This window comes from Pseudomonas baetica (genome assembly GCF_002813455.1).
GTDB classification, from domain to species: domain Bacteria; phylum Pseudomonadota; class Gammaproteobacteria; order Pseudomonadales; family Pseudomonadaceae; genus Aquipseudomonas; species Aquipseudomonas baetica.
Genome location: NZ_PHHE01000001.1, coordinates 5,735,001 through 5,749,766, shown reverse-complemented (window position 1 = coordinate 5,749,766; position 14,766 = coordinate 5,735,001). Strand labels below are relative to the sequence as shown.

Annotated in this window: 10 protein-coding genes, 2 rRNA genes and 1 pseudogene (1 of these 13 cut by a window edge); 6 read left to right on the top strand and 7 right to left on the bottom strand. The window is 56.2% G+C overall.

The genetic code is table 11. From position 1 onward, the window contains the following. Positions 1-134: 134 nt before the first annotated feature. Together tusA and rlmM are read right to left on the bottom strand one after the other, a co-directional pair. Positions 135-386, bottom strand: a complete 252-nt coding sequence (gene tusA / locus ATI02_RS26595) for a sulfurtransferase TusA (RefSeq protein WP_095189156.1) — start codon at positions 384-386, stop codon at positions 135-137. Between the two features lie 50 nt (positions 387-436). Beyond that, positions 437-1,507, bottom strand: a complete 1,071-nt coding sequence (rlmM, locus tag ATI02_RS26590) for a 23S rRNA (cytidine(2498)-2'-O)-methyltransferase RlmM (protein ID WP_100847808.1) — start codon at positions 1,505-1,507, stop codon at positions 437-439. A 222-nt stretch (positions 1,508-1,729) separates the two neighbouring features. On the opposite strand from rlmM, the gene acnA reads away from it, so the two are divergent. Continuing rightward, complete coding sequence (gene acnA, locus ATI02_RS26585; protein WP_100847807.1) at positions 1,730-4,471, top strand: aconitate hydratase AcnA; 2,742 nt, start codon at positions 1,730-1,732, stop codon at positions 4,469-4,471. Between the two features lie 354 nt (positions 4,472-4,825). Here the strand turns inward: acnA and ATI02_RS26575 are convergent, their stop codons facing one another. Together ATI02_RS26575 and ATI02_RS26570 are read right to left on the bottom strand one after the other, a co-directional pair. Beyond that, a complete protein-coding gene (locus tag ATI02_RS26575) occupies positions 4,826-5,638 on the bottom strand; it encodes an aminoglycoside phosphotransferase family protein (protein WP_095189160.1) in 813 nt (270 codons plus the stop codon). Further along, positions 5,628-6,116, bottom strand: coding sequence for an SRPBCC family protein (locus ATI02_RS26570; RefSeq protein ID WP_100847806.1), 489 nt, complete (start codon positions 6,114-6,116; stop codon positions 5,628-5,630). Before ATI02_RS26570 ends, ATI02_RS26575 begins: the two co-directional genes overlap by 11 nt. A 196-nt stretch (positions 6,117-6,312) precedes the next feature. Between ATI02_RS26570 and ATI02_RS26565 the strand changes: the two genes are divergently transcribed. The 5 genes from ATI02_RS26565 to ATI02_RS26545 all read left to right on the top strand — a co-directional run bounded on the left by ATI02_RS26565 (position 6,313) and on the right by ATI02_RS26545 (position 9,549). Continuing rightward, positions 6,313-7,233: an ADP-ribosylglycohydrolase family protein gene (locus ATI02_RS26565; protein WP_100847805.1), complete on the top strand. Its 921-nt coding sequence runs from the start codon at positions 6,313-6,315 to the stop codon at positions 7,231-7,233. 57 nt (positions 7,234-7,290) lie between these two features. Then, a complete protein-coding gene (locus tag ATI02_RS26560) occupies positions 7,291-7,695 on the top strand; it encodes a lysozyme inhibitor LprI family protein (RefSeq protein WP_095189163.1) in 405 nt (134 codons plus the stop codon). Positions 7,696-7,980: 285 nt separating this feature from the next. Next, the gene (locus ATI02_RS26555; protein ID WP_095189164.1) at positions 7,981-8,586 is read left to right on the top strand and encodes a hypothetical protein; all 606 of its coding nucleotides are present in this window, start codon (positions 7,981-7,983) and stop codon (positions 8,584-8,586) included. A gap of 9 nt (positions 8,587-8,595) precedes the next feature. Next, entirely contained in the window at positions 8,596-8,802 is a 207-nt protein-coding gene (locus ATI02_RS26550) for a helix-turn-helix domain-containing protein (protein ID WP_100847804.1), read from the top strand. A gap of 75 nt (positions 8,803-8,877) precedes the next feature. Next, the gene (locus ATI02_RS26545; RefSeq protein WP_100847803.1) at positions 8,878-9,549 is read left to right on the top strand and encodes a hypothetical protein; all 672 of its coding nucleotides are present in this window, start codon (positions 8,878-8,880) and stop codon (positions 9,547-9,549) included. 59 nt (positions 9,550-9,608) lie between these two features. Here ATI02_RS26545 and mrdA read toward each other — a convergent pair. The 3 genes and pseudogenes from mrdA to ATI02_RS26530 form a co-directional block, all read right to left on the bottom strand. Continuing rightward, positions 9,609-11,500: pseudogene (mrdA, locus tag ATI02_RS26540) on the bottom strand (penicillin-binding protein 2). 222 nt (positions 11,501-11,722) lie between these two features. Then, positions 11,723-11,838, bottom strand: a 5S ribosomal RNA gene (gene rrf, locus ATI02_RS26535). 151 nt (positions 11,839-11,989) lie between these two features. Then, positions 11,990-14,766, bottom strand: a 23S ribosomal RNA gene (locus ATI02_RS26530); it runs 117 nt beyond the window's last position.

Sequence of the window (14,766 nt, the reverse complement as noted above, 5' to 3'; positions counted from 1 at the left end):
CCCATACGCAAGACAAACATGTGGGAGCGAGCCTGCTCGCGAAAGCGCTGTCTCAGTCAACATCAGCAGTGACTGGTACATCGTCTTCGCGAGCAGGCTCGCTCCCACAATTGGTTTTGCGTTTGGCCTGGAATTCAGGCTTGTTTCTTGCGAATCCAGTACAGATAAGTACCGGCCTCTTCGTGCTGCCCCACCAGCTCGTGGTCGAGAAACACACAGAACTTGGGAATATCGCGACGGGTCGAGGGATCGGTAGCGATCACCTTGAGCAGGCCACCGGGTGCCAGATCACGGATGTGCTGGTGCAGCATCATCACCGGTTCCGGGCAATTGAGGCCGGTGGCGTCGAGGGTGCCGTCGACCGGCGTGTCGATCATTTCACTCATGATTCACTCCTGAAACTTGCCGGCATTGTCGCGTATTGCCGGGTGTTCGGTCATCTTTTGGTCTTTTTCACATCGTGCCGGCGCAGATGGCAGGTCACTTCTTCGCGATCGTGATAGAGCTGCTTGCAGCCGATATCGACCTTGATCCCGCGCGCCTTGAACCCGTCAGCAATGCGTTCGAGCAAACGCTTCACTTCGGCATAGCGCTGCTTCATCGGCAGCTTGAGGTTGACCACCGCTTCGCGGCAATGGCCTTCGCCAATCCACTCTTCGAGCATCGCCGCGTTACGCGCCGGTTTCTCAACGATGTCGCAAACCATCCAGTCCACCGGTTGCTTGGGCTTGAAGGTGAAACCGTCGGCCATCAAGTGCTGCACCAACCCGGTGTCCATCAGGCTTTCGGCCATTGGGCCGTTATCAATGGCCGTTACCAGCATTCCGCGGTTGACCAGTTGCCAGGTCCAGCCCCCTGGCGCGGCGCCGAGGTCAACGCCGGTCATGTCGCTGTGCAAACGATCTTCCCACTGATCACGCGGGATAAAGTGGTGCCAGGCCTCTTCCAGTTTCAGCGTCGAACGGCTCGGCGCCTCACGCGGAAACTTCAAACGCGGAATGCCCATCGGCCACATCGCCGAGTTACCGGCGTCGGCCATGCCGAGAAACACTTCGCGGCCACTTTTGAAGGTCAGCAACAGACGCGGCTTGCTGGCGTCATCCACCAGTTTGCCGGCGCCAGTCAGAGCCTTGCGCAGTGGGCCTTCGAATTTCTTGCAGAAGTTCGACAGTTCCTTGCCGTCGTTGGTGTCGACGACTTCCAGCCACAGGCTGCCGCACACCGGGAAATCGGCCATGTGCGCGAGGATCACGCTGATGCGGTCGGTTTCCGGCAGATCGATGAAGACGCCACGCGCCCATTGGCGCGGGAAGATCAACTCGGCGAAACGCTGACCGCGCATCAGGCGCTCGGCGCCGTCTTCTTCGGTACAGACGAATTCGGCGCAGGCGGTGGCCGCTTTGGCTTTGGCGTAACCGGCCACGTTAAGTTGGGCGGCGAGGTCGGAAATTTCCGAACAGACTTCGCCTTCGAAGCCTGGCCGGCAATGCATGAATAGGGTGTTCATTCTGACTCCTGGGCAGAGGGCGGACATTCGGCCCCTGCGCGATGCTCAGGTTTTGCTTTGCAGCAAAGCCTGTCACGAAAACCGGCGCATGATAGCCGATGTCGGAACCTTGGTTCTCTTCATAGAGTCCAGTTATTAGCCAGCTAATGAAAACAGGGCTACGTTGATAGCTCTGCCCGTCCCCTCAATCCGTAGCCGTGCGGATTCAAAGGAGTGATCGTAATGCCGTCCCTCGATAGTCTGAAGACCCTTAAAACCTTACAAATCGACGACAAGACCTACCACTATTTCAGCCTGCCCGATGCTGCCAAGAGCCTTGGCAATATCGACCAGTTGCCGATGTCGCTGAAAGTCCTGCTGGAAAACCTGCTGCGCTGGGAGGACGAAAAAACCGTTACCGGCGCCGATCTCCGGGCAATCGCCGCATGGCTCAAGGAGCGTCGCTCCGACCGCGAGATCCAGTACCGCCCGGCCCGTGTGCTGATGCAGGACTTTACCGGCGTACCGGCGGTGGTCGACCTCGCCGCGATGCGCGCCGCCATGGCCAAGGCCGGCGGCGATCCGCAGCGAATCAATCCGTTGTCGCCGGTGGACTTGGTGATCGACCACTCAGTGATGGTCGACAAATTCGCCACCGCCAGCGCGTTCGAACAGAACGTCGACATCGAGATGCAGCGCAACGGCGAACGTTACGCGTTCCTGCGCTGGGGCCAGAGTGCTTTCGACAACTTCAGCGTGGTGCCGCCGGGCACAGGGATTTGCCATCAGGTCAACCTCGAATACCTCGGCCGCACCGTGTGGACCAAGGATGAAGATGGCCGCACCTATGCCTTCCCCGATACCCTGGTCGGCACCGACTCCCACACCACCATGATCAACGGCCTCGGCGTACTAGGCTGGGGCGTCGGCGGCATCGAAGCGGAGGCGGCGATGCTCGGGCAACCGGTGTCGATGCTGATCCCTGAAGTGATCGGCTTCAAACTCACCGGCAAGCTCAAGGAAGGCATCACCGCCACCGACCTGGTGCTGACCGTGACACAGATGCTGCGCAAGAAAGGTGTGGTCGGCAAATTTGTCGAGTTTTACGGTGACGGCCTCGCCGATCTGCCGCTGGCCGACCGCGCGACCATCGCCAACATGGCCCCGGAATACGGCGCGACGTGCGGTTTCTTCCCGGTCGATGACGTCACGCTGGATTACCTGCGCCTGTCCGGGCGGCCACCGGAAGTGGTGAAACTGGTCGAGGCCTACACCAAGGCTCAGGGCTTGTGGCGCCTGCCCGGTCAGGAGCCGGTGTTCACCGACAGCCTTTCGCTCGACATGGGCAGCGTCGAAGCCAGTCTGGCCGGGCCGAAACGCCCGCAGGATCGCGTTTCACTGCCCAATGTCGCCCAAGCGTTCAGCGACTTCCTCGACCTGCAATTCAAACCCACCAGCAAAGAAGAAGGCCGTCTGGAAAGTGAAGGTGGCGGCGGCGTCGCCGTGGGCAATGCCGATCTGGTCGGCGAGACCGAGTACGAATACGAAGGCCACACCTATCGCCTGAAAAACGGCGCCGTGGTCATCGCCGCGATCACCTCTTGCACCAACACATCCAACCCGAGCGTGATGATGGCCGCCGGGCTGTTGGCGAAAAAAGCCGTGGAGAAAGGCCTGACCCGTAAACCGTGGGTGAAGAGCTCGCTGGCGCCAGGCTCGAAAGTGGTCACCGACTACTACAAGGCTGCCGGGCTCACGCAGTATCTCGATCAGCTCGGCTTTTCGCTGGTCGGCTATGGCTGCACCACGTGTATCGGCAACTCCGGGCCGTTGCCGGAGCCGATCGAGAAAGCCATTCAAAACGCTGATCTTGCCGTCGCCTCAGTACTCTCCGGCAACCGCAACTTTGAAGGCCGCGTGCATCCTTTGGTGAAAACCAACTGGCTGGCCTCGCCACCGTTGGTGGTGGCTTATGCCTTGGCCGGGACTGTGCGTACCGATATCAGCAGCGAACCGCTGGGTAATGATCAACAGGGCAATCCGGTGTACTTGCGCGATATCTGGCCAAGCAGCAAGGAAATCGCCGACGCGGTGAACCAGGTCAGCACGGCGATGTTCCACAAGGAATACGCCGAAGTGTTTGCCGGTGACGAACAGTGGCAAGCCATCGAGGTGCCGCAAGCGGCGACGTATGTGTGGCAGGACGACTCGACTTACATCCAGCATCCGCCGTTTTTCGACGACATTTCCGGCCCGCTGCCAGAGATCAAGGATGTGAAGGGTGCACGGGTGCTGGCTCTGCTCGGCGACTCGGTGACCACCGATCACATCTCCCCTGCCGGTAACATCAAGGCTGACAGCCCGGCCGGACGCTATCTGCGGGAAAAAGGCGTGGAGCCGCGCGACTTCAACTCTTATGGCTCACGTCGCGGCAACCACGAAGTGATGATGCGCGGCACCTTCGCCAACATTCGCATCCGCAACGAAATGCTCGGCGGTGAAGAAGGTGGTAACACGATCTACATCCCCACCGGCGAGAAACTGCCGATCTATGACGCGGCCATGCGCTATCAGGCATCGGGGACACCACTGGTGGTGATCGCGGGGCAAGAATATGGCACCGGCTCCAGTCGCGACTGGGCTGCCAAAGGCACCAACCTGCTGGGCGTCAAAGCGGTGATCGCCGAGAGCTTCGAGCGCATCCACCGTTCCAACCTGGTGGGCATGGGTGTGCTGCCCCTGCAGTTCAAGCTGGACCAGAACCGCAAAAGCCTGCACCTGACCGGCAAGGAAACATTCGATATTCAAGGCTTGACCGGCGTCGAACTGGCACCGCGGATGAACCTGACCTTGGTGATTACCCGTGAGGACGGGCATCAGGAGAAAATCGAGGTGCTGTGCCGGATCGATACCTTGAATGAGGTGGAGTACTTCAAGTCGGGGGGGATTCTGCACTATGTCCTGCGACAGTTGATTGCCTCATAAAGACGCAAAAACAACTGTAGGAGCTGCCGCAGGCTGCGATCTTTTGATCTTGATCTTAAAAACCAACATCAAAAAATCGCAGCCTGCGGCAGCTCCTAGATTGATTGAGAGCGGCACCAAAGTTTTCTACAGGCGAAAAAAAACCCGCCGAAGCGGGTTTTCCCAAGACCATTATCGACTCCCTGTCGGCAGCGATCCTTGCTAATGGTCGATCATCCGTGATCCTGAAACACTCCCTGTGCTTCAGTTGATGGGTGTAGATTACGTGGTGGATCCAATCGGCAATAGTCGACATAGCTACCATCGCGTGTAAGACATTCGCCATAGCAGCCCTTCCGAAAACCCTTAGACGTGTCAGGCGTCAAGCATGGAAGTGGCGATCTGCGCGACTTTCAGCTGTCCTGAGGCCTGATCCTGCAGGTCATCCTCCAGAAACCAGGCAGCGGACAATCCGGCAAACGCCAGCACCCACTGCAGGAGCCTGTGGCGATCAAGCTGCGCGGCTTCGACGATCACCTCGACCTGTCGACGGAAACGTTCAGGATTACTGGCCGTCGGTAATGCCGGGTTACAGAGCAGGTTGGCGTAGTCAAAGCCCCGCTCGCCCCTCACCCGCTTCGGGTCGATCGCCAACCAATCGCGCGCACCGAAATCAAGAACATTGTCGTGATGCATGTCACCGTGCAGTAACACCACCTCCTGCGGGGCGGCGAGCAAGGCTTCGGCAGTCTGCAGGCTCAGGGCATAAGACCCACCGTGTACTGCGGCAGCGCAGCGCAGTGAAGCAAACCATGGCCCCAGCTCCACCAGCGGTGGAGGCGGCTTGTCGCGCACTGCATGCAACCGCGCCAGTACCGTGCACAAGATACGGCTGGCTTCGTCGTCCTGACCGTTGAGCGCCATCTGCATCAATGAACGCCGGCCCATGGCCCGCTCCATCAGCAAGCCGTCTTCGTGAAGGGCCAACACCTGTGCCGCGCCGTTGCCTTCCCACCAAGCCATCAGTTGATTGCCATGTTTTTCATCGATATCCAGGGCAATCTTGAGCATGGCCGGCGTATCGCCCAGGCGTACCGGCAACAGACGGCTGCCAGGGGTGATAAGCGGCGCACCGTCCGCCACCAAGGCCCAGCGCTGCAACCACGGTTCGAAAACGTCAGCCACCATCGCGCTCGCGTGCCTTGGCGCTTTCGACGAGAAACTGTTTGAGCCGGCTCAACTGCTCTTCCCAGCCACGGCTGTCCATGTAGTAAGCCTCTTTCTGGCGAATATCGGGAATGTGCGCAAAGCCGGACTCGGACACTTTGAGCAGGGTGCCGCTCTCAAAGTCCTCCAGTTCGAACCTGACCAGCGTGGTCGGCTCTTGGGAATAGTCGATTTTCGGATTGACCGCATACGGATGCCAACGGAATGAAAACAACTGTTGCGGCTCGACCCGTTCGATCAGCACATTCCACAACACATGTTCAAAACCCGGATACGTGACCTGCCCTTGCGTCCATTCACCGGCAATAAACCGCCTGCCCTCCAGCGCCACCCCAAACCACTGGCCAAACGCCTCGGCATCGACCAATGCACGCCAGACATGTGAACGGGGCGCCTTGAGCGTGATTTTGCGCTCGAAACTATTGGGTACTGGTTTCATACGTCACCTCCTGTTCTGAACACTAGGCTTGTATGACCACATGTCCAATCCGAAGTTGTATCAAAGCCGTGCTGGTGGTCATGGAACAGGAAACATCTGGCTGCATGTTGAAGTCGCTGTTCGAGCGATTTCGGGCGCAACCCGGCGGATGAAACTGTTACCTTTTCCAGTGCGTTGACTCAACCAAGGACGAATCATGCAGCCATCTCTCTCCGAACGTTATCGCGGCGCCCTGCTCGGCCTGGCCTGCGGCGACGCGGTCGGCACCACAGTCGAATTCCAGCTGCGCGGCTCGTTTGAGCCGATGACCGACATGATGGGTGGCGGCCCCTTCCAGTTGAAACCAGGGCAATGGACGGATGACACCTCCATGGCGTTGTGTCTGGCAGAAAGTCTGCTGAGCAAAAACGGCTTTGATGCGGCTGACCAGATGGGCCGCTACCTTAACTGGTGGAAATGGGGCTACTTGAGTTCGACCGGTGAGTGTTTCGATATCGGCATGACCGTCAGTCAGGCACTTTCACGATACCAGCAAACCGGTGAGCCCTTTGCCGGTTCAACCGATCCGTATACCGCCGGCAACGGTTCGCTGATGCGCCTGGCACCGGTGGTGCTGTTTTTCTTTCCCGACGCCCGACAGACTCAACGGTTTTGCGCCGAAAGCTCACGAACCACCCACGCCGCCCCTGAAGCCATCGAATGCTGCCAGCTGCTTGCTGAATTGATCAGCACAGCTCTGCTTGGCGCCTCTAAAACAGAAATGCGCAAGCTGCCACACTTGACCTTCACCCAATCGAACGTCGCGGCGATTGCCAGGGGTGACTACCTTGCAAAGCCGGCCAGCGAAATCCGTGGCAGCGGCTACTGCGTGCAATCGCTGGAAGCAGCGCTGTGGTGCTTTCATCACACCGACAATTTTGCTGCGGCCATCCTGCAAGCCGCCAACCTGGGCGATGACACTGACACCACCGCCGCGATTGTTGGCCAATTGGCCGGTGCTTACTATGGTGTGCGAGCCATTCCTGGGCACTGGCTGGAATTGTTGCATGAAGGTGAAGAGATTGCGGCGACCGCAGATCGTTTGCTGCAAGCTTCCCGGCAACGAGTGCCTGAATAGAAGTTGCGCAGCCGCTACACTGCTGCGTACTTTCATCCGATACAGTGAGAACCTCCAATGTCCCCACGCCTGCTCCTGGCCTTGACGCCACTGCTGCTTAGCCCTCTCGCCAATGCCACTGTCGACTGCGCCAACGCCAGCGATCAGGCGACGATGAACCAATGCGCCGGGCAGGATTTCAAGGCGGCGGACAAGGAGCTGAATACGGTGTATCAGCAGATCACCGGGCGCTTGAAGGACAACCCCGATGGCAAAAAGCTGTTGATCAGTGCGCAGCGGGCGTGGATCGGCTTTCGTGATGCCGAGTGCAAGTTTTCCGCGTCCGGGGTAACAGGTGGCAGTGTTTATCCGTTGATTTACAGCAACTGCATGACGGCCGTGACCAAGGTGCGGGTCGAGGCGCTCAAGCAGTATTTGAAGTGTGAAGAAGGTGACATGAGCTGCCCGGTGCCTGGGGCCTGATTTTTCGGTCATTACAGGGGGCCGTCGCTAGCAGGCTGGCGAGGGCCCCTCAGACCAGACATCGCAAAGTAGCGCACGAAGATCTGCGCTGTAGTAATCGCTATCTCCCCACCAGACATTTTGATACTCCCGCCTGCCACATCGTTTCGGCATCAAAAATCGCCACATTGTTGAATGTAGCGTGACAACGATTAAACCATCACAAATTAATTGAAATATATTATTGCTATTCGATAATTAAACATCGAAAATCAGTCACACCAACTGACATAGCAAGGAATTTTCATGAGTAATCGCATCAACGTAATGGCGCTACAACGCATGCATTGGGTGGGGCTGCTGGCAGCGATTCTGGTCTGGGTATTGGGTATGACCGAGGTCGGCGGCAGCGCGATGCTCTGGCTGTTCAACAAGGATGACATGCTGGCAGCTCTGCTCTATGCCTTCGCTGAAGGCTCCCCACAACTGCTGGATCCGTTTGTTGAAGGCGCGCTGCTTGACCCCAATAACTGGCTTTCGCCTTTGGCCACAGTGCTACTCGTTGTCCTGGACTTCCTGCCCGTGGTGCTATCAGCCTACGCCTTATGGCTGACCGGCTTGTTTTTCCTGCGCTTGTCCCGCGGTGAAACCTGGACTAACCGCAATATCAAGGTCCTGTGGCAAGTGGGGGTACTGTGTATCGTTACTCCCGCCGCCTACCCTTTGGTGGAAACCTTACAAGGTTTGGCACTGTCGATAGACCTTCCTGCGGGAGAGCGCATTTTTCAATTCTCGATCGGCCTGTCTTCCTCTTCCGCCTATGAGATTGTCAAAGGCATATTGCTCTGTTCGTTTTCAATTATCATGCGCGATGCAAAAGTACTCAGCGATGAGCAAAGTCAATATATATAGAACAATACAATGACCATTATCGTCCGCCTTGACGTCGTCATGGCCACGCAAAAAATTCGCTCGAAAGAGTTAGCCAACTTGCTCGGCATCACCGAGGCAAACCTGTCATTACTGAAAAATGGCAAGGTCAAGGGGGTGAAAATGGCAACCCTGGACAAGCTCTGCGCATTGCTTGAGTGCCAGCCTGGCGATTTACTGGAATACCAAAGAGACTGAGCCCCTGCAGTTTGTTTATCGTCGGCCCCAACCGTTTAATTTTTATTCAATCCTTAGTTGCAAGGCTGTTATTCCATGTCCCGTTACTTATCCTGCGCGCTGCTGTTACTGACGGCGTTTCTCAGTGGCTGCGCCACAAAGCTAGACGTAGCACTCAACGCAACACCCGATCCGGATTATCACTTCGACCGCAAGGCAACTGTGCTCGTGACATCTGCAAGCAACAGTGATGAGAACGCACTGAATGCCCGTTACTATCTTCGCGATATGGTCAACGCGTTAAAAGACAACGGCTTTCAGGAGGTTTATACCGACGCGAGCCTGCCGAAAAACCATGCTCCGATCAAACTGACCATCAGCCTCGATATTGGCAGCCGGCAAGTGAGTTACCGCTACACAGCCACCGACTATGGGCAAGTGGTAACCAGTACCTCGACTGTGTGCAAGAACAAGAAGAAAAAAGACAATCAGCTGAATTGCACAAGTACGCCAAATACCACTTATGGCCCGGTGGGCACTTCGGAGCGAACCGGCTATACCACGCTCAGCACGTTCATCGCCACGGCTCGGGATGAAGTGAGCAAGCGTGCGGTCTACCTGCTTCGGGCTACCTCCTATAACGAAGATTGCCAGCCGGCCAAGGTCGAGGCCTTTCTCGTTGAACAAGGCCTGCAAAACCTGAGTTTCCAGAACCGTGTACAACGCAACTACAGCGTGACGATGCCTGAAGGCTACAGTTGCAAGTAGTCCGTAGGCATCTCGACAGCTTCCAGCACGGGCTCAGCCTGCGCTGGAAGCGGTTCAGGTCAAACGTGCGGATTACCCGGCACTTTGGTTGGCGCCGCGTATTGCGGCTTGAGATGGCCGTCCTGATCAAGTAGCCAGGCGTCCATGATCTGCCGCACCACAGGGCCTGCGACGCGACCACCGGCCTCGCCGTTCTCGATCATCACCGAAATTGCGATCTTCGGATGCTCCGCCGGGGCAAAGCCGACGAACAAGGCGTTATCACGGTGGCGTTCGAGGGTCTTCTCGCGGTTGTAGCGCTCGCCTTGTTTGATCGCCACCACTTGCGCCGTTCCGCTTTTGCCGGCAATGCGATATTGCGCACCCGCCGCCGCCGCGCGAGCAATGCCGCGGGCATCGTGCATCACCATCTGCATACCATGGTTGACCTGCTCCCAGTCACGGGGATCCTTGAGCAGGATGTTCGGCATCGGGTGCTCGTCGACCGGCGCCACACCATCGACGGTCCTGGCCAGGTGCGGACGGTTCCACACGCCCTTGTTGGCAATCAGCGCCGTGGCCTGAGCCAGTTGCAGCGGCGTCACCTGCATATAGCCCTGTCCGATACCCAGAATGACGGTTTCGCCCGGAAACCAGGCCTGGCGCCGCGTCGCGCGCTTCCAGGCTTGGGACGGCATCAGGCCGGGAGATTCTTCGAACATGTCCAGCGAGACCTTTTCGCCCAGACCGAACATGGCCATGTAATCGTGCAGGCGATCAATCCCGAGCTTGTGCGCCAGGTCATAAAAGTAAGTGTCGTTGGAGCGCATGATTGCTGCGTCCATATCTACCCAGCCATCGCCGCTGTGGTTCCAGTTGCGATACTTGTGATCGAAATCCGGAAGTTGGTAGTAGCCCGGATCGAATACTCGGGTCTGCGGCGTCACGACTCCGGCATCGAGACCGGCGATTGCCACTTCCGGCTTGATCGTCGAACCCGGCGCGTACAAACCGCGCAGCACGCGATTGAACAGTGGCCGGTCGATGGAATCACGCAGTGCTGAATATTCCTTGGAACTGATACCTGTGACGAACAGGTTCGGATCAAAACTCGGATTGCTGACCATGGCCAGCACTTCCCCAGTGGAAGGGTCGAGCGCCACGACAGAGCCTCGACGATCGCCCAAAGCAGCTTCGGCAGCTTCCTGCAGTTTGACATCGAGACTCAGTACGATGTTTTTACCAGGTACCGGGTCGGTGTGTTTGAGCACACGTAGCACTCGACCCTGGGCGTTGGTTTCCACTTCCTCGTAACCGACATGGCCGTGTAACTGTGCTTCATAGAAACGCTCGATTCCGGTTTTACCGATAGATTGGGTGCCGCGGTATTCAACCGAGTCGAGGGTCTTGGATTCTTTTTCATTGATACGGCCGACGTAGCCTATCGAATGCGCGAAGTGCGCACCCAGCGGATAGTGCCGAACAAACTGCGGCTCTACATCGAGGCCGGGCAAACGGAACTCGTTGACCGCTAATACGGCGATCTGCTCCTCGGTCAGCTCGTAAAACAGCGTGACCGGCGTGAAGGGATGACGGGACTGCTTCATGGCCTTGTCGAACACTGTGCGGTCTTCGACAGGCAGGTGCAGGAGATCAATAACCTCATCCAGTTCTTGATTGACGTTGGTAGCTCGCTCGCGGGTAATGGTCAGGTTATAGCTGGGACGATTGTCGGCTAGCAGTACGCCATTGCGGTCGTAGATCAGTCCGCGCGTCGGTGGGATCGGTAAACGTGAACACGGTTGTTTTCGGAAATGGTCGAGTGGTAATCGAACTCCACCACTTGCAGGATGTAGAGGCGCACCACTAGGGCACAACTGATGGCGAAAACGAACAAGGCGCAGGCGATCAACCGCTTGTTGACCAGACGCGTCTCTTTTTCGTGATCCTTGATCGGGATGGCTTCATGCATTTCTACAGCAACTCTTTGACATAAATGAGTGCCGATCCATAGGCGTGACATCAGTCCGTGAAAAAACGAGCTGCACCATACCAAAAACTGCCCGATCACTTCAGAAGGTTTTTCCCTAATGGAAGCTCTTGCGACAATTGGGCGGGCACGGAGGCATTCAAAATTTTTTCGCGGGCAAAACAAAACCCCAACTGCTTTCGCAATTGGGGTTTCGGAATTTAATCTTGACGATGACCTACTCTCACATGGGGAAACCCCACACTACCATCGGCGATGCATCGTTTCACTGCTGAGTTCGGGATGGGATCAGGTGGTTCCAACGCTCTATGGTCGTCAAGAAATTCGGGTACTGAGTCGTGACCTGATGGCCTCGCTTCAGCAAATTGGGTATGTGACAGCTGTCGGTGTTTGTGAACATCGAACTTTCGGTTCGTTTCGTCTTCACACACCGCAATCTGGTCTCTTCGACGCAAATTGCTTGGGTGTTATATGGTCAAGCCTCACGGGCAATTAGTATTGGTTAGCTCAACGCCTCACAGCGCTTACACACCCAACCTATCAACGTCGTAGTCTTCGACGGCCCTTCAGGGAACTCAAGGTTCCAGTGAGATCTCATCTTGAGGCAAGTTTCCCGCTTAGATGCTTTCAGCGGTTATCTTTCCCGAACATAGCTACCCGGCAATGCCACTGGCGTGACAACCGGAACACCAGAGGTTCGTCCACTCCGGTCCTCTCGTACTAGGAGCAGCCCCTCTCAAATCTCAAACGTCCACGGCAGATAGGGACCGAACTGTCTCACGACGTTCTAAACCCAGCTCGCGTACCACTTTAAATGGCGAACAGCCATACCCTTGGGACCGGCTTCAGCCCCAGGATGTGATGAGCCGACATCGAGGTGCCAAACACCGCCGTCGATATGAACTCTTGGGCGGTATCAGCCTGTTATCCCCGGAGTACCTTTTATCCGTTGAGCGATGGCCCTTCCATACAGAACCACCGGATCACTAAGACCTACTTTCGTACCTGCTCGACGTGTCTGTCTCGCAGTCAAGCGCGCTTTTGCCTTTATACTCTACGACCGATTTCCGACCGGTCTGAGCGCACCTTCGTACTCCTCCGTTACTCTTTAGGAGGAGACCGCCCCAGTCAAACTACCCACCATACACTGTCCTCGATCCGGATAACGGACCTGAGTTAGAACCTCAAAGTTGCCAGGGTGGTATTTCAAGGATGGCTCCACGCGAACTGGCGTCCACGCTTCAAAGCCTCCCACCTATCCTACACAAGCAAATTCAAAGTCCAGTGCAAAGCTATAGTAAAGGTTCACGGGGTCTTTCCGTCTAGCCGCGGATACACTGCATCTTCACAGCGATTTCAATTTCACTGAGTCTCGGGTGGAGACAGCGCCGCCATCGTTACGCCATTCGTGCAGGTCGGAACTTACCCGACAAGGAATTTCGCTACCTTAGGACCGTTATAGTTACGGCCGCCGTTTACCGGGGCTTCGATCAAGAGCTTCGCGTTAGCTAACCCCATCAATTAACCTTCCGGCACCGGGCAGGCGTCACACCCTATACGTCCACTTTCGTGTTTGCAGAGTGCTGTGTTTTTAATAAACAGTCGCAGCGGCCTGGTATCTTCGACCGGCATGAGCTTACGGAGCAAGTCCTTCACCCTCACCGGCGCACCTTCTCCCGAAGTTACGGTGCCATTTTGCCTAGTTCCTTCACCCGAGTTCTCTCAAGCGCCTTGGTATTCTCTACCCAACCACCTGTGTCGGTTTGGGGTACGGTTCCTGGTTACCTGAAGCTTAGAAGCTTTTCTTGGAAGCATGGCATCAACCACTTCGTGTTCTAAAAGAACACTCGTCATCAGCTCTCGGCCTTAAGATCCCGGATTTACCTAAGATCTCAGCCTACCACCTTAAACTTGGACAACCAACGCCAAGCTGGCCTAGCCTTCTCCGTCCCTCCATCGCAATAACCAGAAGTACAGGAATATTAACCTGTTTTCCATCGACTACGCTTTTCAGCCTCGCCTTAGGGACCGACTAACCCTGCGTCGATTAACGTTGCGCAGGAAACCTTGGTCTTTCGGCGTGGGTGTTTTTCACACCCATTGTCGTTACTCATGTCAGCATTCGCACTTCTGATACCTCCAGCAAGCTTCTCAACTCACCTTCACAGGCTTACAGAACGCTCCTCTACCGCATCATCCGAAGATGATACCCGTAGCTTCGGTGTATGGTTTGAGCCCCGTTACATCTTCCGCGCAGGCCGACTCGACTAGTGAGCTATTACGCTTTCTTTAAAGGGTGGCTGCTTCTAAGCCAACCTCCTAGCTGTCTAAGCCTTCCCACATCGTTTCCCACTTAACCATAACTTTGGGACCTTAGCTGACGGTCTGGGTTGTTTCCCTTTTCACGACGGACGTTAGCACCCGCCGTGTGTCTCCCATGCTCGGCACTTGTAGGTATTCGGAGTTTGCATCGGTTTGGTAAGTCGGGATGACCCCCTAGCCGAAACAGTGCTCTACCCCCTACAGTGATACATGAGGCGCTACCTAAATAGCTTTCGAGGAGAACCAGCTATCTCCGAGCTTGATTAGCCTTTCACTCCGATCCACAGGTCATCCGCTAACTTTTCAACGGTAGTCGGTTCGGTCCTCCAGTTAGTGTTACCCAACCTTCAACCTGCCCATGGATAGATCGCCCGGTTTCGGGTCTATTCCCAGCGACTAGACGCCCTATTAAGACTCGCTTTCGCTACGCCTCCCCTATTCGGTTAAGCTCGCCACTGAAAATAAGTCGCTGACCCATTATACAAAAGGTACGCAGTCACCCAACAAAGTGGGCTCCCACTGCTTGTACGCATACGGTTTCAGGATCTATTTCACTCCCCTCTCCGGGGTTCTTTTCGCCTTTCCCTCACGGTACTAGTTCACTATCGGTCAGTCAGTAGTATTTAGCCTTGGAGGATGGTCCCCCCATATTCAGACAAAGTTTCTCGTGCTCCGTCCTACTCGATTTCATGACTAAGAGATTTTCGCGTACAGGGCTATCACCCACTATGGCCGCACTTTCCAGAGCGTTCCGCTAATCTCAAAGCCACTTAAGGGCTAGTCCCCGTTCGCTCGCCACTACTAAGGGAATCTCGGTTGATTTCTTTTCCTCAGGGTACTTAGATGTTTCAGTTCCCCTGGTTCGCCTCTTGCACCTATGTATTCAGTACAAGATAACCATCTTATGATGGCTGGGTTCCCCCATT